The organism is Nonomuraea mesophila (genome assembly GCF_004352805.1).
Taxonomy (GTDB): Bacteria; Actinomycetota; Actinomycetes; order Streptosporangiales; family Streptosporangiaceae; genus Nonomuraea; species Nonomuraea longispora.
The window spans coordinates 38,234-56,488 of record NZ_SMLD01000042.1 but is presented as its reverse complement, the minus strand read 5'-3'; the positions used below and the strand labels follow the sequence as shown (position 1 = coordinate 56,488).

General features: G+C 70.9%; 17 protein-coding genes and 1 pseudogene. 10 read left to right on the top strand and 8 right to left on the bottom strand.

All coding sequences use genetic code 11. The annotated features are described in order from the left end of the window. Positions 1 to 18 precede the first annotated feature (18 nt). Both E1295_RS18325 and E1295_RS51885 read right to left on the bottom strand, forming a co-directional pair. Positions 19 to 234 carry a hypothetical protein gene (locus tag E1295_RS18325; RefSeq protein ID WP_246080116.1) on the bottom strand — a complete coding sequence of 72 codons (216 nt, stop codon included), beginning with the start codon at positions 232 to 234 and terminating at the stop codon, positions 19 to 21. Next, a pseudogene (locus E1295_RS51885) lies at positions 191 to 371 on the bottom strand (IS630 family transposase); the annotation flags it as partial. The pseudogene E1295_RS51885 and the gene E1295_RS18325, both read right to left, overlap by 44 nt. Positions 372 to 1,043: 672 nt before the next feature. Here E1295_RS51885 and E1295_RS18320 point away from each other — a divergent pair. Genes E1295_RS18320 through E1295_RS52465 form a run of 5 tightly spaced genes read left to right on the top strand, consistent with a single transcriptional unit; the run spans position 1,044 to position 6,945 of the window. Further along, positions 1,044 to 1,424, top strand: coding sequence for a YbaB/EbfC family nucleoid-associated protein (locus E1295_RS18320; RefSeq protein WP_246080117.1), 381 nt, complete (start codon positions 1,044 to 1,046; stop codon positions 1,422 to 1,424). Continuing rightward, positions 1,421 to 1,744, top strand: coding sequence for a hypothetical protein (locus E1295_RS18315; protein WP_132631533.1), 324 nt, complete (start codon positions 1,421 to 1,423; stop codon positions 1,742 to 1,744). Before E1295_RS18320 ends, E1295_RS18315 begins: the two co-directional genes overlap by 4 nt. Beyond that, positions 1,741 to 5,781 (top strand): WXG100-like domain-containing protein, encoded by a 4,041-nt coding sequence (locus E1295_RS18310; RefSeq protein ID WP_132631532.1) that lies wholly within the window; start codon positions 1,741 to 1,743, stop codon positions 5,779 to 5,781. The genes E1295_RS18315 and E1295_RS18310 overlap by 4 nt, the downstream gene beginning before the upstream one ends. Position 5,782: 1 nt before the next feature. After that, positions 5,783 to 6,475, top strand: a complete 693-nt coding sequence (locus E1295_RS18305; RefSeq protein WP_132631531.1) for a hypothetical protein — start codon at positions 5,783 to 5,785, stop codon at positions 6,473 to 6,475. Between the two features lie 44 nt (positions 6,476 to 6,519). Next, positions 6,520 to 6,945, top strand: coding sequence for a transposase (locus E1295_RS52465; protein WP_132631530.1), 426 nt, complete (start codon positions 6,520 to 6,522; stop codon positions 6,943 to 6,945). On the opposite strand, the gene E1295_RS18295 is transcribed toward E1295_RS52465, so the two are convergent. Next, positions 6,829 to 7,215, bottom strand: coding sequence for a TraR/DksA family transcriptional regulator (locus E1295_RS18295; RefSeq protein ID WP_132631529.1), 387 nt, complete (start codon positions 7,213 to 7,215; stop codon positions 6,829 to 6,831). The genes E1295_RS52465 and E1295_RS18295 overlap by 117 nt on opposite strands. 211 nt (positions 7,216 to 7,426) lie before the next feature. Beyond that, entirely contained in the window at positions 7,427 to 7,600 is a 174-nt protein-coding gene (locus E1295_RS18290; protein ID WP_246080114.1) for a hypothetical protein, read from the bottom strand. Between the two features lie 111 nt (positions 7,601 to 7,711). Between E1295_RS18290 and E1295_RS18285 the strand changes: the two genes are divergently transcribed. The 3 genes from E1295_RS18285 to E1295_RS18275 all read left to right on the top strand — a co-directional run bounded on the left by E1295_RS18285 (position 7,712) and on the right by E1295_RS18275 (position 9,245). Beyond that, positions 7,712 to 8,092 (top strand): class I SAM-dependent methyltransferase, encoded by a 381-nt coding sequence (locus E1295_RS18285; RefSeq protein ID WP_166427283.1) that lies wholly within the window; start codon positions 7,712 to 7,714, stop codon positions 8,090 to 8,092. Between the two features lie 69 nt (positions 8,093 to 8,161). Continuing rightward, positions 8,162 to 8,941: a DUF6461 domain-containing protein gene (locus tag E1295_RS18280; protein WP_132631526.1), complete on the top strand. Its 780-nt coding sequence runs from the start codon at positions 8,162 to 8,164 to the stop codon at positions 8,939 to 8,941. Then, positions 8,913 to 9,245: a hypothetical protein gene (locus E1295_RS18275; RefSeq protein WP_132631525.1), complete on the top strand. Its 333-nt coding sequence runs from the start codon at positions 8,913 to 8,915 to the stop codon at positions 9,243 to 9,245. The genes E1295_RS18280 and E1295_RS18275 overlap by 29 nt, the downstream gene beginning before the upstream one ends. A gap of 107 nt (positions 9,246 to 9,352) precedes the next feature. Here the strand turns inward: E1295_RS18275 and E1295_RS18270 are convergent, their stop codons facing one another. Then, a complete protein-coding gene (locus E1295_RS18270) occupies positions 9,353 to 9,658 on the bottom strand; it encodes a MiAMP1 family antimicrobial peptide (protein WP_166427282.1) in 306 nt (101 codons plus the stop codon). 111 nt (positions 9,659 to 9,769) lie between these two features. After that, positions 9,770 to 12,670 (bottom strand): AfsR/SARP family transcriptional regulator, encoded by a 2,901-nt coding sequence (locus tag E1295_RS18265; RefSeq protein WP_246080113.1) that lies wholly within the window; start codon positions 12,668 to 12,670, stop codon positions 9,770 to 9,772. Positions 12,671 to 12,821: 151 nt separating this feature from the next. On the opposite strand from E1295_RS18265, the gene E1295_RS18260 reads away from it, so the two are divergent. After that, complete coding sequence (locus E1295_RS18260) at positions 12,822 to 13,610, top strand: hypothetical protein (protein WP_132631522.1); 789 nt, start codon at positions 12,822 to 12,824, stop codon at positions 13,608 to 13,610. Here the strand turns inward: E1295_RS18260 and E1295_RS18255 are convergent. Beyond that, positions 13,600 to 14,817: an MFS transporter gene (locus E1295_RS18255; RefSeq protein WP_132631521.1), complete on the bottom strand. Its 1,218-nt coding sequence runs from the start codon at positions 14,815 to 14,817 to the stop codon at positions 13,600 to 13,602. The genes E1295_RS18260 and E1295_RS18255 overlap by 11 nt on opposite strands. A 66-nt stretch (positions 14,818 to 14,883) precedes the next feature. Here E1295_RS18255 and E1295_RS18250 point away from each other — a divergent pair, with 66 nt between their 5' ends. After that, complete coding sequence (locus tag E1295_RS18250; protein ID WP_132631520.1) at positions 14,884 to 15,369, top strand: MarR family winged helix-turn-helix transcriptional regulator; 486 nt, start codon at positions 14,884 to 14,886, stop codon at positions 15,367 to 15,369. Between the two features lie 14 nt (positions 15,370 to 15,383). Here the strand turns inward: E1295_RS18250 and E1295_RS18245 are convergent, their stop codons facing one another. Next, the gene (locus E1295_RS18245; protein ID WP_132631519.1) at positions 15,384 to 18,161 is read right to left on the bottom strand and encodes an AfsR/SARP family transcriptional regulator; all 2,778 of its coding nucleotides are present in this window, start codon (positions 18,159 to 18,161) and stop codon (positions 15,384 to 15,386) included. Positions 18,162 to 18,255: the final 94 nt, after the last annotated feature.

The following is an 18,255-nucleotide window of genomic DNA, read 5'->3' as shown; positions in this document are numbered from 1 at the left end:
GACCGACGGCGGACGCGGTCACCGCGTTGTCCGTACGAACCGGCACCTCCGCTCGGCGACGCCCTCCTGCGCCGCGATGGCCTGGCACAACCCCACCAGGTCGTCGGCGTCGACCGAACGGTGCGCGCCCGCGTCCCCTACGGCCCGGGGGAACGGCCGCTCGCGGGTCGCCCAGAACCGTCCGGCGTCGGTGAGCAGCGACGGCTTCGGCATGGTGGATGCTGTCGTTGTCACAGATCACCACGATCGCCCTGGGCGTCCGGGGCAGCCAGACGGTTCTGTTCCAGCAGGGCGATGAAGTCGGCGGTGCAGCGGCCCAGCCGGTACGCCCACCGCCCGCTGGTCATCTCCAGCCCGTCGAACACCGTCAGATCCCAGCGACCCGATTCATATGGCAGCGCGGCTTGTGTGACCTACGTCACCGGCCATGGGCGTCACATAGCGGTGGGGACCGCGGTCGTATGTATGGCGCGACCGCGAATGAACAGACAGGAACCGGCAGTGAGCGAACGCGACGAGCAACCGCAGTTCGTACGCCGGCGCATCGACCGGGCGCGCCACGTAGGCACGACGAGCCGATCGCGGTGCGGGGCAAAGGCCCGGTCGCGGTGGCTCAGACGCTGTCGGGGGGGCTATGGACGCGCCGGTTTCGATCTGCTGCGTCTCCAGAATCTTCACGCGGACTGAAGGCCCCCGACAGCGCGTGATCAGTCCACATCAATTGGTTCAGAAAGGCTTCCATGACCGTCGTCAGCCCAGCCCTTCATCGCCGTACTGAAAGCGTGCCGATCTGCTCGAACAATGCCGGAGAAGCGATCGGGTGACCGCGCACCTCGTGCAGAAGTAGGCCATCCGCCGGGAGTCACTGCCCGCACCGACCTACCAGCCACACGCTGCCACTACGAGCAGGAAAAGAATCCACGGGCTTGTGTCTCCAGCAGATGTCAGCTGACGCGAGTGTCGAATCAATCTTCAACGCTTCAGGTGCACTGAAAATCAATGTGGCGTTGATTCTCCTTTGAGGGTGGGAGGAGCTTTTTGTGATGGACGCGTTCCAAGCAACGGTCAAGGAACTCGCAGACCAGGTCAACCAGCAGGTCGAGCGTCTGCGCGACGCGTACGGGGCAATCAACGCGATCGAGTCCACGATGGCGTCGCCCGACGGGATGATCAGCGTGACAGTGGGACCGCAGGGGCAGGTCCGCGGTATCGAGCTGAACCCGCGCGTCTACCGCAAACTGTCCGCCTCCGAGTTGGCCGGCGCTCTCATGGAGCAGATCAACCGCGCCACGGCCACGGTCACCGAGCAGCGCAGGCGGCTGATGGAGCCGCTGATGCCGGCGGAACTCCCTTACGAGCAAGTTTTCGGAGAGAACGTCACACTCGACGCTTTCCTGCCCCCACGTGTGGATCCGGACGCATGACCAACCGCGACGCCCGGCCCGAGACGGGCTACTCCGTCCGCTCGGAGTCGCTGCGCCTGCAGAGCCAGGTCTTCACCGCCCAGCGGGAAAGCCTCGCGGAAGCACGCGACGACCTGCGGGCCGCCTTCGACCGCGACAGGAACACGCTCGGCAATGACGAGTACGGCGCCGAGCTGGCCAAGAAGTTGCCTGAGATGGAGCGGACCATCTTCACGGCGTTGAAGGGCTGCATCGACGAGTTCGACGGCCTGGCCGGCGGCCTGCACACCAACGCCGGCAACTACGAGGCCGCCGACCGTCCGCGAACCGGTAACCCATGAGCTTCGACGGATTCCTCGTGCCCGACTGGGCCAAGCCGTACGTCGGCTGGGTCGTCGGCATGGACTGGCCGGAGGGTGACGAGAGCGGCTGCTTCCGGCTCGCCGACGCGTGCGTGACCGCCGCCCACGCGGTCGTCAAGGGCAGCGCCGCCGATCAGCCGTGGAGCGCGAACAAGATCGGCTCGGACTGGGACGGCGATGCGCACCTGGCCTTCGCCGAGCACGTCAGCGAGACGGTGGGCGGGCAGGTGGCCGACACGGTCAACCGGCTGATCAACGCCGCCGTCGCGCTCAACGGCGTGGGCATGCAGATTCAGTACGCCAAGTACATGATCGAGGTCACCGTCTGGCTGCTGATCCTGCAGCTCTCGTACCTGCTGACGATGGCGGTGGCCAGCGGCGGGGCGAGCCTGGCGCTCATCCCGGCACGTGTGCAGCTCGCCCGCATGACCGTCGCGCAGATCGCCCAGAGGACCGTGCTCAACATCGCGATCTTCGCGGGGATCGTCGCGGGCATGGACGCCGGCGTCCAGCTCCTGCAGATGGCGAAGGGCCGCAGAGATGAGCTCGACCTGACCCAGATCGGGATCTCCGCGCTCAGCGGCGGCGCCATGGGCGGGCTCATGGGGTTGTTGGGCGGCGGGCTCTCCCGGCTGGCCACGCCCGCCCTGCGCGCCGGGCTGACCAGGGCGGAGATGGGCGCGGCCGAGCGGCTGCTGTCAGCGGCCAGCTCCTCGTTGTACGGGCAGGCCGCGCAGTACGCGGTGACCGGCGGCCTCACGACGGCCGGGACCATGCTGGCGCAGGGTAACTTCGACTGGGACCTGCTGGCCAAGGGAGTCACTTCCAGCGCGCTTGGCGCGGACGGCCAGCACTTGAGCGCGCCGCTTCCGCACCGCAGCGACAGCACGCCCAATCCGTACGGCGGCTCCCTTCCCGACCCGGGTCCTCACCCTGACCCCGGCTCACGTCCCGACGCTGACCCCCGCGGGAACGACTCCGATCAGGCCCCGCTCCGGGACCGCGGCGGCACGACTCTGAGCTACGCGACCGACACCGGGCCCGCCCGCCAGGGCGCCGACCCGACCGGCCTGCCGGAACGGCAGCCGCTCAGCGGGCAGGGAGAGACCCGGCCGCACACCGTGTCCGAGCAGGGCCCGGCGGCAGTGCGCACCCCGGAGGCTCTGCGTCCCAGGACACCCGATCAGAGCACACCTCCGGCGAGTCACGGCACGCCGGACCACAAGCCCGACGGCGCCTCCCGCCAGCCGGGCGACCGGCAATCCCACGGCACCCCACCGCACCGGCCTCCGGAGCGCCCTTCCGCCGCCGCGCCACACCAGCCGCCGGAACGAGCAACCGGAGGCACTCCGCATCAGGTGCCGGAGCGGACAGCCGGTGACGCGCCGCGACAGGCGAATGACCGCACTCCTGGCGGCGCGGCGCAGCAGGCCGAACGTGGCCCCGGGAGCGGGAGCCCCGACGCGGCCGGGCGTGGCGACGGTGCGGAGCCGACCGCCTCCGCACGTTCGGAGCGGGGAATGCCAGGCGAGACACCTCCCACGGGCAGGATCGAACGGCGGCTCAACCATGCCCCCGATTCCGTCCCCGGTCCCGATGGCACCACGCCGACGCCCCATGCGGCCCGCGCGCCCGGCCTGGCGGGCGACGGCACGCCCGCGCCGCCGTTCCATCCCGGCGACACCTCGGCCGGGCCCGCCCCGGGCAGAGCCGATGCGCGAGGCGGCACCCCGCCACGGGTCCCGTTCGACTTCGAGCGCTTCCTCAACGATCCCCGCTGGTCACACGACGCCACGGGGTTCGAGCAGCGCCTGGGTGCGTACTACTTCAACGACCCGCAGACCGTGGACGCCGCCCGCGCCGCGCTCGGCAAGCTGCGGGACGTCCTCATGAGCCTCACCCCGAGACAGCCAGGCGAGAGCCCCGCGGCCTTCGCCCGCCGCGTGGAGAGCGTCTTCTTCGTGGACGACCCGTCCAGCGCCGGCCAGGTGGGCACGCGCTCCGGGGTTACCGTCGACGACCTGCTCGCGCACGGAAACCTGCGCGAGCTGGTGACGGCCTTCTACAACGGCGCCTACAACAACCGCGCCAACCCGCACATCTTCGGCAATGCCCTGCTCGACCTCATGGACGCGCGCGCCTGGGATCGGGCCGGCGAGGTCGGCCTCGACGTCGGCGAGGTGCGGCGATCACAGCACCAGCTCGACGAGCGGTGGCACCGGCAGGCGCTCGGCCGGCTGGAGGCCAGGTTCAAGCCCGGTATGAACACCTTCGCCCGCGACCCGTTCGGCATGGGCAACGTGGGCATGCTCGCGGAACGCGGGGCCAGGGACGTAGCGGAGATGGTCTCCAGCCAGTACAGCCGCCGTGACCGCTCGGAGGCGGAGATCCAGGAGCTCGGCCTCAACATGACGCCCGGCCACTACGAACGGTCGGGGACACCGCTGGGCAGGTTCGAGTCGGCGTTCGTGGAGGAGCACCTCAACAGGCCGCTCGACCCCGACACGCTGCTGCCCTGGCGTGAGGGCGGGACCATACACGACACCACCGGCGGCCGGTGGGCGAGGCAGATCTTCAGCGAGGGTTTCCCGGTGGTCGACGGCATATCCGGCACCACCGCCAAAATGCTCACCGCGGTCAAGTTCCTCGACCTCGGGCCGGGGACGACCGAGCGTTTCCTCGGCGCGCTCATGGGATGGATGTTGCCGGGCCGGGACCACTCGTTGTTCGAGATCGCCAGAGGCGCGCAGATCGCGGACGTGGGCAGCATGCGGCTTGAGCCCGGCTCCCGGCCCAGCGCGGTGGACTTCTACCGGAGCCTGCCGGGTGTGGATCTCGCCACGCTGCGGCGAGAGGTCCTGCCCGACGGCATGTTCCCGCACGAGTCCAGATATTTCGTGAACGCCAGAGACAGCGCCGGTTTCTCCGAGACGCAACATCCGAAGGTGGGCGAAACCGTCGACCGCCTCTGGCCCCAGCTCGAAAGCGGCCGGGTCACCGATCCGGACCTCGCGGCCTGGCTGGACCGCTCGGGCATCGACGCGGCCGATCCGGCGGCGGTGAGGGCTTTGGGCGACCGGCTGTCGCCCGCGCACGTGATGGCGCTGACCGTGTACACCAGGCACAGCCACTACCTGATCAACAATGTGACGCGCACCCAGCTCTGGACCAACGGCCTGTCGGAGCCGCTGGTCCGGAACCAGATGGTGGGCAAGGTCAACCAGCTCGTCGGCAACTATCTGGACAACCTCGCCGCGGGCACCAAAGCGCTGCCGCTGCCCCTGGCCCTGCGCCCGCTCCTGCACGTGGGCGATGGTCACCTGAACTCCAGGTCACCGCTGAACTCGCTGGCCGACGCCTACGTCGATGCGGGGCGCCGGATCGACGAGGCCAAGGATCGGATGGCCGAGGCCAGAGAGGAGAGCCGCAAGGAGGATGTCAGGCAGGCCGGCCAGGACCTCAGGGAGGCCCGCAGAGAGCAGAAGGATGCATGGAACGCGCTCCAGGAGAAACTCGGCGGTGTCACCCCGAAACTCTGGGACGAGATGCGCTGGCACGCCGACATGGTGCACGACGCGATGGCCCAGCTACCGGGGGTCGGCTCGCCCGAGCACCCGGTGCAGGCGTACCGGGGGGACTGGATGACTCCGGTGCACTCGCCCATCTACGGCTCCAAGCTGTACCCGCACGGGACGGCCCGCGAGTTCCTCAGCGTGAGCAAGCTGCTTGAGGTGGCGATCAGATTCATGGTCGAGAACCCGGCCGGCGACCGTAAGGTTCTCGTCGCCTATCAGCTCGTCGGGCAGCAGGCCAAGGACATCTCGATCTTCTCCTCCTTCGCTGAGGACCAGGAAGCCGTCTTCCCGCCGCGTTCGCGTATGCACCGGGTGAACGATCCGGAGCTGGAGGCGAGGCTTCGTGCGGAGGTGAGCGAGCTGGGGGCGGACATGGTCGAACGAGGCGTCATCCCGGAGGCTCCGAGCTCCTATGAGATCATCGTGATGGAGGAGAGCTGACGTGAGCGCCGAATGGGCTGAGCTGGACGACAGGGCATGGCGGCTCTACAGCGGCATCCACCGGATGTTGCTCCGCCTGGCGGGCCGGTTGCCCGACGAGCTGATCACTCGCACCCGCACCATGCTGGCCGAAGGCGACCTGGCCTACCTGCCCGACACGGTGACGATCGCCGCGGTGGAGGCCGGGATCCCGCTGACGGCCGAAGAGAGCGCGGTCATGCGCGAGGTGTTCGCGGCGCTCGGCCTCGAAGGGGCGCCGACGGGCGCCGACGAGGTCACGCTCACGACGACCACGCCCGCGACCGGTCACACGTTCTCCCCCGACTCGGGACGATCACCGCGCGTTCCCGCCGGGCTCGACCTGACGGACGGCGTTCCCGACGAGCTGGCCGACCTGGAGGACGACCTGTTCGACCTCACCGACCACCTCGTGGTGGACGCACTCAGCGGGCACGCGGGGGTCGCGGCGGTACGCCGCGCCTGGCGCGACGGTCCCGGCGGGGTGCGGCGGGTCCACCTCGTGGAGGTCGATCCAGGGGTACCCGCCTGGGAGGTGGCGTTGGAGGGGCAGGCCGAGTCGTCGCAGATGGACGAGAGCGACCCCCAGGTCGAGGTCTACTGGACCGGAGACGACCTGCCGCCCTATCACCGGGCCGCGATCGAGGCCGCGACCCTGCTGTGGCGGCGCGGGTGACGGTCCTGCCTGCCTCCTAGCAGGGGTGGCCCCCCGCCACGGGCGTGGTAGTCCTATCCAAGACCCGCCGTCCCGAGCAGCGTCCCGGCGCAAAGATCGTCTGCCGTGATCGCGATGGTGCCTATGCCGAAGCCGTACACACCGCCGCGCCGGACGCCGTGCAGGTCACGGATCGTTTCCACGTCTGGCGCAACGTGTGCGACGCGGTGGAGAAGTGCGTCCTGCCGCACCTGACCTGCCCGCCGAGCCGGCCGATGACGAGTTGCGCGGACTTCTTGGTCAGCTTCACCCAGCGACCTGAGTTGGCGGCGATCTCGGAACCCGCCTGTGCGGCCCAAGCCCCGAACTGCAGGTCAGCGGCGGCGGGAGGCGCAATTCATGCAGGTTTTGATGGCCGGGAGGACCTGCAGGCGCTCGATGGGGATGCGTTGCCCGCACCTCGCGCAGGTCCCGTAGGTGCCATCGCGTAGCCGCTCGGAAGCGAGGTCCAGTTCGGCGAGGTGTGTCAGGGCCTGATCGAGAAGGGCCTGGACGTGGGCCCGCTCGAACGCCGTGGACGTGCCCTCGGGGTCGTGCTCGTCGTCGGAGGCCGTCAGCGCCGACGATGTGACGATCTCGTCCCGGTCGCGGCCCAGCAGGGCGATACGGTCCGTGGTTCTGCGGCGGTCGGCGTCGAGCAGTTCTCGTATGGTCGCCTGCTCGGAGAGGGAAAGCGCGGCGTCCCGACGGTGTTCGGTCATCACGGCTCCTTCACCTTTCCACCAGATTATTCGCCGCCCGTCCCTGGAGATGACCTGGGCTGGTAAGCAGGGGTGGTCCTGGGCCTTCTGCCCGCGAACACCACGGCCGCCGCGCGTTCGTGCCGGGTGGCCGGCCCGCCGCCGGATGCGGCGCCCGGGCAGTCCTCGTCCGTGAGGACATCGGGCGGAGCCGGACCGACGGCGGACGCGGTCACCGCGTTGTCCGTACGAACCGGCACCTCCGCTCGGCGACGCCCTCCTGCGCCGCGATGGCCTGGCACAACCCCACCAGGTCGTCGGCGTCGACCGAACGGTGCGCGCCCGCGTCCCCTACGGCCCGGGGGAACGGCCGCTCGCGGGTCGCCTTGACATGTGACTCCCGCACAAGCCACGCCGACCCGGACACCTGCTCGCGCTGGTTCTACCGGAACCCCTGACAGCGCTGCGCAGCAAGTCCGGTGAGATCGACCCCCAGGACTTCATCCAGCCGTTCGGCGTGATCTATCGGCGCGTGATCGAGTTGCGCCGTGGCGGCTCGTTCCTGGACGCCGGGACGTGTCACGGGTTCCTGCCGCTCCTGCTCGCCACCGCGCAGCCCGCCGGCGATCGCTCCGGCCCCGCGGTGGTCGGCCTGGACATCGAGGACCTCCTCCTGCAGGCCGCGGCGCGGTTCGCCGAACAGGAGGGCATATCAGGTGTGGAGTTCGTGACGGCGGACCTGCTGGGCCCGCGGACCGAGTCCCTGCCCCGCTTCGACACCGTCACCGCCATCCACCTGTTCGAGCACCTCGACAGTGACGCGGTGGATCATCCGATCAAGGAGCATGGCTGGTCGTGGACCGTTGACGGCTCCGGCGTCGCAGGGCAGCGTCAGTGAGCCGGCAGGGATCGTGGCCCGCGCGTGCTCGGGGCCACGACGGCTTCGAGGAGCTTCGAGGAGCGAGGTATGGATCCCGTCGATGAACACGTCGCCGTCCTGCACGAGGCCGGGCTGCCGAGGGAGCTCTGCCTGACCTGGTGCCAGGCCGGCGACCTGGAGGAGGTGGCCAGGGACTTCGGCGCCGACCCGGCCGGCGGGCTGTGGGCCGATCCTGACGAGCTGGAGGAGTTGGAAGAGGAGTACCGGGACCGGGGCGGGCTGCTCCAGCTCACCGCCATGGACGGGTGGGTGGTCGCGCTCGAACCGCAGGGGTTCGAAGGCGTCAGGAACGTGGTGCTGACGCGCCTGTCGCGCTCGGGGCAGGCCTTGAGCGTCTACTGGAACGTCGAGATGGACAGCGCCGTCTCCTATGCCGTCGGCGGGCGGGTGCTGACGACGTTCGACCTCGTGAACCCGGACGAACGCACCGGCGAGGACCCGCACGCGCTCGACCACCTGTTGTCCCGGGCCGGCCTGACCGGCGGGCTGCCGACGCAGGCGCGCAAGGCGCGCGTCCTCGCGCTCGGCGAGCTGCTCAGCGGGCGGACGCTCACGCCGCGGTGGTTACGCGCGCCGCAGCTCGTCTTCGCCCTCACCGATCCACGCCCGGACGCACTCGTGCCCTCCTCGTGCCTGAACCCGCGCATGCCCTTCCTCGACGAGCCGGCGTTCGCCCGGATCCTGGCCGCCCCCTCGGTCGCCTGCGCGCCGGACATCGTCCGGATGGTGGTGGCCGCCGCGCTGCCGGTGTCCGCCCTGGAGGACGGCATCGGGGGCGGTGGCGGGCGAGGTCGCGGCGCGAGGTGAACAGGGCTCCGGACAGAGGGAGGCGTTGCGGGCGCGGCTGCTGGATCGCGTCACCGAGGTCAGGCGGCGCGCCGCCCGCCTGCGCCGCGAACGTTCCCCGGGCGAGGACGCGTACCGCCTGGAGTCGATGGCCGGCGCCACGTTCGTGCTGGCCGAAGCCCTGCACGACGACCCCATGACGGCGGCGGAGGCGGCGACCGCGGCGGCCGTGAACCTGTCGTTGTCCCGCGCCGACGAGCTGCGCATGCGCGTCCTTCACAACGCGGTCCGGCACATCGCCTACGACCTGCGGCATCCCGCCTGACAGGACGCGCACGCCTGGCTTCCCGCCGTACGCACCCGTGAGCTCAGCCAGGCCCCGCGCTCCCTGGGCTCCGCCCGCACACGGCGGGCGGAGCCCTCACCGCGGGGTCAGCAGTGGATGATGATGCTCTTCCAGCCGAACCCCTCGGGCCGCTCGCCGCTCCGCGACGCGCTGAACGTGTAGTGCCCCACGCCGACGCCGTTGGGCTGGTTGTACATGCGGGCGCTCTGCCCGGTGGCGTACCACTTGTACGACCCGTTGTACGGGATGTTGCTCATCCCGCACGCGCTGAGCGCTGCGGAGCGGCCGGTGTAGTGGGAGCCTTCGTAGACGACGAAGGTCGAGGCCTGTGCCGTGGTGGGGGCGAACGTGATCAGGCCCGCGGCGAGAGCCGGAACCAGGACCAGAGACATCTTTCGCATAGTGACTCCAGCGTCGATCGGTGGTGGTGGGAACCGGTGCTCGCCGGCGGCGAGCACACGCAGATTCCAGCCGACACCGCCGACTGCGCGGTCACTTCCCGGTCACTCCCCGTGGCGCGGGCCGGCAGGGGTATGGGCCCGGCCCTGGACCGTTTCGCCCGCAAGCCCTTCGTCCAGGACGAACCGCTGGATGTCCGTGACCTGGCCGCCCCGCGTGAAGGCGGCCAGGTACGCCTCCTCGCCGAGGACGGTGCGGGCGCGTCGCTCGGCGGCGGCGTGCAGGTCATGGAAGGGCCGCAGTTCCGTCAGCGTGACGCCGACGAGCCTGCGCATCCGGTGCGCGACTCCCAGCAGTTCGGCCGCCCGGTGATGGCGCTCGCACGCCGCCGCGGACCAGGCGAGCGCCTCCACGGCCCAGACCGGGCCCCAGCAGTCGTCGATGTCGTACTGCCGGCGCAGCGCCTCGCCGAACGACGCCGCCGACCTGCCGACGTCGCCGTGACGGAGTTCGACCAGGCCGAGCACCCACAGCGTCCACGTGTAGGCCCATCCGGCTCCGCAGGCCTCCGCTTCGGCCAGATAGTCGCGGGCGGCGGCGCGGGCCGTGCGCGCGTCTCCGAGGAAGGCGCAGCTCATCGCCCACAGCATGGTGGTCATGTGGGCGTCGCCGTACATGCCCGCACGTTCGAAACCGCCCCTGGCCCGCGCGAGCAGCGCGATGGCGTGCGGGTCGCCGTGCACCAGCAGCGCGTGGCTGCCCTCGGCATAGGTCACGATCGCCGACACGACCGGGTCCGCGCGGTGCCCCTCGTCGGTGGACGGATATCTCCCGGCGGTCGAACGGTCGCCCACGACGAGGGCGCTCCACTTCAGCAGGGCGGCGACGATGATGCGGGAAGGCCCGTGCTCCGGTACGGCGTCGTAGGCCCGTTCCAACCACAGACGCCCCTCGCCAAGGGCCTGTGCGAAGAACCAGACCCGTGTCCTGGTGAGGTTGACGGCGATCTCCAGCCCATGGATGGCCTGGTCAGGGTCGCCGAGGGAGAAGGTGAGAGCTTCCCGGAAGTTCGGCAGCTCCCGCCGGAGCGCCGACAGCCACTCGATCTCCTGTTCGCCGCACCAGCGTTCCGCGGCCTGCGCGGCCATGCGCTGGTAGTGGTCGCGGTGGCGGCGTCGTAGCGGTTCTTCCATGCCGGCCTCGCGCAGCCGGCGCCTGCCGTACTGGCGCAGTGTCTCCAGCAACCGGTAGCGCGTGCGGCGGCCGTGTGTACGCGCCAGCAACACCGACTTGTGCACCAGCGCGGCCAGCAGATCCACGATGTCGCTCCGGTCGACGCCGCAGCCGGAGCACACGGCTTCGGCCGCTGCCACGTCGAACTCGCCGGCGAAGACGGACAGCCGCTCCCACAGCAGGCGTTCGGGCTCGGTGCAGAGCCGGTGGCTCCAGTCGATCACGTGCCTGAGCGTCTGGTGGTTGCGGGGCGTGGTCGTGCCGGGCGCGGCCAGCAGGTCGAAGCCGTCGCCGATGCGGTCGAGGATCTCGTCGACCGACAGGGTGCCCAGCCGTACGGCGGCCAGTTCGATCGCCAGCGGGATGCCGTCCAGCCGCCGGCACAGCTGGGCGACACGCTGCTGGTTGTCCAGGGTGATGGCGAACCCGGGCGCCGCCGCGGCGGCACGGTCGGCCAGCAGTTCGATCGCCTCGTAGCCGGTCAGCGCGGGCGGGCTCTCGCCTCGCGGGCCGCCGGTGGGCACGGGTGGAAGGGAGAGGGACGGCACCAGCAGAACGTGCTCGCAGGTCAGCCCCAGCCGATGGCGGCTGGTGGTCAGCACCTTCAGCTTCGGGCAGGCTTTCAGCAGGACGTCGACCAGCGTGGCCACGGCCGTCACCACGTGCTCGCAGTTGTCCAGCACCAGCAGCAGCCGCTTGCTGCGCAGGTGTTCGGTCACGACGTCGAGGGGACAGCGCGTCGACTGGTCACGGAGTTCGAGTGCCTGGGCCACCAGCTGATCCAGCAACCGCGGCTCCGGCAACGCGGTCAGGTCGGCCAGCCAGACGCCGTCGGGGAACATCCCGGACAGCTCGGCTCCCGCCTGCAGCGCCAGCCGGGTCTTGCCCACACCGCCCACGCCGGTCAGGGTGACCAGCCGGTTGCCCGTGAGCAAGCGGCCGACCTGGGCCAGCAGCTGCTTACGGCCGACGAACGTGGTCACATCGGCGGGCAGGTTGCCGCGCGAACGCGGGCGGACGGGGCAGAGCGGCGTGATCTCGCCGGTGAGCAGCCGCCGGTGCAGGTCGCGGAGCTCGGCGCCCGGATCCACGCCGAGCTCCGACGACAGGAGGCCTCTGATCGTCTGATAGCAGTCCAGGGCCTCGCTCCGGCGTTCCGACCGGTACAGGGCCAGCATCCGCTGGGCCCAGAACCGCTCACGCAGGGGGTGGACCGCCGTCAGCGACCGCAACTCGGGCAGCAGGATCTGGTGCAGGCCGAGCGTGAGGTCGGTCTCGATCCGCAGTTCCAGCGCGTCCAGCCGGCGCTCGTCCAGCGCGGCGGCGACCTCACGACGCAGGGCGTCGGAGCTGACGTCCGCCAGTGCCTCCCCGCGCCACAGCCGCAGCGCCTGCCTCAGCAAGGTGGCGGCGCGGTCGGTCTCGTCAGCGGCAGCGGCTGTTCGGGCACGCCGGACCAGAATGTCGAACACGTACAGATCGAGCGAGCCGGGGGCGACCTCGATCGTGTACCCGTGAGGACGGGTCACCAGCGGGCAGTCCGCGCCCGTGCCGAGCAGGCGGCGCAGCCGCAGCACGTAGTTCTGCAGGGTGTTGCGGGCGCCGTCGGGCGGGTTGTGGTTCCACAACTGGTCGATCAGCGTATCGACGGTGACGACGTCGTTGGCGTTGACGAGCAGGGCGGCGAGCAGGGTCCTGAGCTTCGCCGCGGGGACCGGCAGGACAAGGCCGTCGCGCACCACCTCGATCGGCCCCAGAATTCGATATTCCAAGCCTCCACTGGGCACCCTTCATGTAATCATAAAATTACTCTCCGTGTTCAGGTGGTTCGTGTGGTTCGTGAGGGCGCCTACGACGAAAGAGACATCCCTGCGTGGCGAACGGCAGATGTGGCGGCCTGGCCGGGGACGTCAGGCTGCCGGCATGTCACCGCTCACCCTCACTCCCGCCTCGGTTCACCACAACGCCTGGTTTCCCGGGCGCTTCATCGGAGGCGGCGCCCTGGTGCTCGGGCCGCTCCTGTGGTTCGCCGGGCTGACGCTGCGCCACCTGGCGCAGAGCACGGCGGAGTTCACGCCGCAGCAGCAGGCCTCCTTCGACGCGCAGCCGTTCGCCGCACCCGAGCAACTGGCCGCCTACGCCCTGAACCCGGCACTGGCCACGGCCGGTTACGCCTGTTACACGGCCGGGGCCATCGTGCTGTGCCTGGCCGTCGTGGTCCTGGCCCGGGTGGCTGCCGCGCGCTGCCCGTGGCCGGCCCGCCTGGGCGGCGCGATGGTCGTCGTGGGGCTGTTCTCGCGCCTGTACTGGGCGGGTGTGGATGAGACGGCCCTGCAGCTCATCGGGACGCTCGGGCTGGAGCGGACGACCGAGCTCGTGATGCATCTGTACGGGGATGTCTCGTACGGGCCCTGGCGAGTGCCGGTATCGGCGGCCTTCGGCCTCTATATCGGGACGGTGCTCCTCGGCTGGGCCGCTTTCCGCTCGGGCACGTTCGGCACCGGGCGGCTGGTGTTGTTCCTGTTCTCGGGCTGGTTGTGGACCGGTGTGCTGAAGGAGAGCGAGCTGGTCGACGGAGTCCTGTCGGGCGCCGCCCTGTGCCTGGTGCTCGTGCCGCTCGGGATCAAGGTGCTGCGCGATGCCGTACCGGAGCTGCGGACGCGGTCCGAGCCTGCCGCGGACAGGGCGCGGTTGCGGCTGGTCAGCTGGTGATCGGCCGCCCCGGGTCCGGGCCGGGGGAGGCTTCGGCGGCTTCGGCGGGCTTCTTCAGCAGGAGGATCGCGGCGAGGTTCGCGGCGCAGACCAGGACACCCCCGGTCAGGGCCAGCGCCGTCACCCCGGCGACCGCGGCCAGGGGTGCGGCCACCGCCAGCCCGAACGGCCGGGCCGCGTACGAGATGAGGTGGTCGAACGACCGCACCCGCCCGAGCGCGTACTCGGGCACCTCGTCGGCCACCACCGTCTCCCACAGCGGGCTGAGCAGCCCCAGCGCGAACATCGCGACGAAGTACGCGCTCGCCATCACCCAGAGGGGCGCGCCCGCGGCCAGGGTCACCATGGGGAAGAGGTAACATGCGGCCCCGGCCTGCACCACGGCCAGCGGGCGGCCGATGGGCAGCCGGGGGGCGGCGAACACGCCCAGCACCATGCCGACCGTGCCGCTCTGCACGATCAGGGCCCAGCTCGCCTCGCCGCCCAGCTCGCGGACGGCCATCACCGGCCCCAGCGTCAGGAACAACCCGGCCACGAGATGCCACACGCCGTGCCCCAGCACGCAGGCCAGGAACCACGGTCGGGCCCTGATCTCCCGCCACCCCTCGGCCACGTCCCGGCCGAAGGAGGGGGCGTCCTCCTGCTCGCCGCGATCGGGTGCTCGGGTGCGGATCCCGCTCAGGGTCAGCGCCGAGCAGCCGAACACCGCCGCCGTGAGCGCGGCCGCCCAGCCGGGACCGGCGGCCACCGTGACCGTTCCGGCCAGCGCGGGAGCGGCGACCGCGGAGAGGCTCGTCGCCACGCCGATGCGCGTGTTCATCCGTAACCGCTCCTCGGGCCGCACCACCGCGACCACCATCCTGGGCACCGCCGGGCTGCCGAACGAGATGGCCGCTCCCGACACGGCCGACAACAGCGCGAGGTCCAGGAGGCGATGCACGCCGAGCAGCAGTTCGAGGGCGATGAGGGCCTGCGCCAGGCAGCGTACGAGGTCGGAGAGCAGCGCGACGAGTTCGGGCCGGATCCGGTCGGCCAGCACGCCTCCCACGGGCAGCAGGAGCAGGAGGGGGACCATCTCGCTGGCCAGGACGATGCCGAGCGCTCCGCCGTCGTCGGTGATCCGCAGGACCGCCAGGGTCAGCGTGGTGGGGATGAGAGCGGTGGCAAGCGCCGACAGGCATCGCCCGATCAGGAGCCGCTTGGTCATGAACCCAGAAGCTATTTCGCTGGCGAAACATTCGTCAAGAGATTATTTGCTCCGTATGATTCCCGTATGGAAGACTCCGTCGATCGTCATCTGGCCCGCTGGCGTGGCAGGGCGCCCTTCGACGAGCGGACCGAGGGGATCGTGACGCGGATGAAGGCCCTGGTGAAGCACCTGTCCCATACCAAGGAGGCGGCGCTGCGCGAGGTGGGGCTGCAGGACTTCGAGTTCGAGACGCTGCACCGGCTGGCGGCGCGCGACGGCTGGGCGACGCCGTCCGAGCTGGCCGACGACCTCCTGCTCTCCCCCGCCGGGATGACGGGCCGGCTCGACACGCTGGAGCGGGCCGGTCTCGTACGGCGGGTGCGCAGCGCGCGGGACCGCCGCCGGGTGGACGTCGAGCTGACCGCCAAGGGGAAGGACCTGTGGATGGCTGCGATGTCCATCCGCGCGGAGGTGGAGAACAACCTGGTGCACGCCCTCACGTCCGCCGACCAGGTGCGGCTCGACGACCTGCTCAAGCGGCTCCTGGTGTCGATGGAGTGGGGCCGCTGAAACCGGCGCGGGCCTCACATGTTCCTGAGGATGACCTCGGGAGTACCCGGACGGGCCGAGGCCTCGATGGCGGAGCGTTCGGCCGCGTCGATCAGGTCGAGCTCGTGCAGCAACTCGGCGGACCTCGACCAGCAGGCCCGCGCCTGAGCCTGCCGGCCGAGGTCGTCCAGCGCCAGGCCGAGCCCCCACCAGTGGATGGCCTCGGTGCAACTGCCCAGATCACCGGCCGCCCGGTCGGCGTCGAGCGCCTGCCGGAAGTAGTCGACCGCCTCCTGGCTCCGGCCACCGCGCCGGTGTGCCTCGGCGAGATGGCCGAGGGCGATGGCGGTGCCGACCGAGTCGCCGATCTCGCGGGTGATGGCCAGTGAGCCCTCGTACGCGTCGATGGCCTCCTCCAGGCGGCTGGCCCGCCGGTAGGTGACCCCGAGGTTGACCAGCGTGATCGCCTCCCCGAACCGGTTGCCCTGGCCGCTTTCCAGGCCGACCGACTGCCGGAACTTGACGATCGCGTCGTCGAAGTGGCCGAGCCTGCTGTGGACGACGGCCAGCCGGTCGAGCTGCGCGGCCTCCCCGCGGCGGTTGCCGTTCTCGTGGTACAGCTCACGGGAGGTCTCCAGATGCCGGATCGCGTCCCGGTGCCGGCCCAGGTCGGCCAGCACGTACCCGATGTCGCTGTGTGCGACGGCGCGGTGGTGCGCGTCGCCCAGCCGCTCGGCCGAGGCCATGGCCAGCTCCGCGATCCCGTGCAGCTCGCGCCAGCGTCCGCGTTCGTACAGCGGGAAGAACAACGCCGCGGACAGGGCAGTGACCAGATCGTCGGCGCCCAGCGCCGCCGCGCTGCCGACCACCGCGGGCAGGTTGGCGGCCTCGGCGTCCACCCAGGCGTAGACCTCCTGCCTGTCGGCGAAGCGGGGAGGCCGGACGGCCGTGGCAGGGCCGAGGGTGGTGCGCCAGACGGCGACGGGGATCACGATGGCGCTGGCGTTCCTGGCCAGGGCCAGGTAGGAGTCCAGTGCCCGCCGTACGGCGGCCGCCCGGTCCTCGGCCGGGTCCTCGGCGGCGGCGAGCTCCCTGGCGAGCAGGCGGGTCAGGTCGTGCAGGCAGTAACGGCCCGGCGCGACGGCCTCCACCAGGTGCGCGTCGGCGAGCCGGTCGAGAAGGTTCTCCACGTCGGTGTGCGGCAGCCCCGTCAGGTCGGCGACGGTGCCGGTGCCGAGCTGCGGCAGATCGAGCAGGCTCAGGTGCCGGAACAGGCGGGCCTGCACCGGGTCGAGGTCGCGGTAGCTGACCTGCAGACTCGCCCGGACCGCTCGGTCGTCGATCTCCAGCTCCGCCAGGCGCCGGCGTTCCTCGCTCAGCCGGCGCGCGAGCCTGTGCAGCGTCCAGGTGCCCCGGGTGGCGACGCGCGCCGCCGCGATGGAGATCGCCAACGGCAGGTGGCCGCAGTGCCTGGCCACCTCGGCCAGCGAGTTCTCGTCGGCGGGGACGCCGTGACGTGCGGTCAGGCGGGTGAGCAGGGCGCGGGAGTCCTCATCGGACAGGACGCCCAGCTCGCACAGCGACTGGCCCTCCAACGAGGCCAGCGCTCTGCGGCTGGTCACGAGGACGGCGCAGGTACGGCTGGCCGGCAACAACGGGCGCACCTGGGCGGCGTCCCGCACGTTGTCGAGCACGATCAGCAGGCGGCGCCCCATGGTCAGCGCACGGAACCGGGCGGCGGCCTCGTCGGTGTCCGCGGGCACGGAGGCGGCGTCGAGGCCGAGCGAGCGCAGCAGCCGGCTCAGCGCCTCGATGGGCTGCAGCGGCCTGACGCTGGGGGACGCCCCGTGCAGGTTGAGGTAGAGCTGGCCGTCGGGGAAGGCGTCACGTACGGCCCAGGCGACGTGGATGGCCAGCGCCGACTTGCCGACGCCGCCGCCACCGGAGATCACCAGCGGGATCGGGCGCTCGCCGGCCACCTCCTTGGTCAGCTGCTCGACCAGCCCGGTACGCCCGGTGAACAGCGGCGGGTCGGCGGGCAGCTCGCAGGGGCCGGGCGCCCGGCCGGGAAGGTCGAGGTGGGGTTCGTGGCCGAGTATCGCGCGGTGCAGGGACTCCAGCTCGGGGCCGGGAGCCAGGCCGAGCTCCTCGGCCAGTAGCCGCCTGCCCTCCTGGTAGAGGTTGAGGGCGTCGTTCTGGCGGCCGGAGCGGTAGAGGGCCAGCATGAGCTGGGCGCGGAAGCCTTCGCTGAACGGGTGCTCGGCCACGAGCGCGACCAGGTCGGGGAGGAGGCGTTTGTGCGCGCCGAGCGCGAGTTCGGCGTCGATGCGGCACGACTGCGCCACCAGACGGCGTTCCTCGAGGCGGTGCGACTCCTCCCGCAACGACGGGTGGTCGGCCAGGTCGCCGAAGGCGCGGCCCCGCCACAGGCTCAGGGCCTCCCCGTACGAACGGGCCGCGTCGGCCCAGTTCTCGCGGGAGCGGGCCCGGTCGCCCTGCTCGACCAGTTCCTCGAAGCGGGCCGCGTCGAGGCGGGCCTGCCCCAGGTGCAGCCGGTAGCCGCCCGCGTCGTGCTGGATGGACGTGCCCGCGCCGAGCGTGGTGCGTAAGCGGTAGACGTAGACGCGCAGGTTCTCGAGCGCGGATTTCGGCGGGTCGTGCTCCCAGAGGGCGTCGAGCAGGTGGCCGGAGGAAACGGAGGCGCCACGGCCGGCGAGCAGGTGGGCGAGGATGAGGCGCTTGCGTACGGATCTGATGGCGATCGGGCGGCCCTCGATGGTGAAGCCGACATCGCCGAGGATCGTGAACTCCAACAGCCCCCCTACCTGTCAGGATGACCGCTTGGCCCGGTGGTCGTATATCCGCGGTATACGCACGCCTTTTACTTTATGACCTCACCGGGAGTAA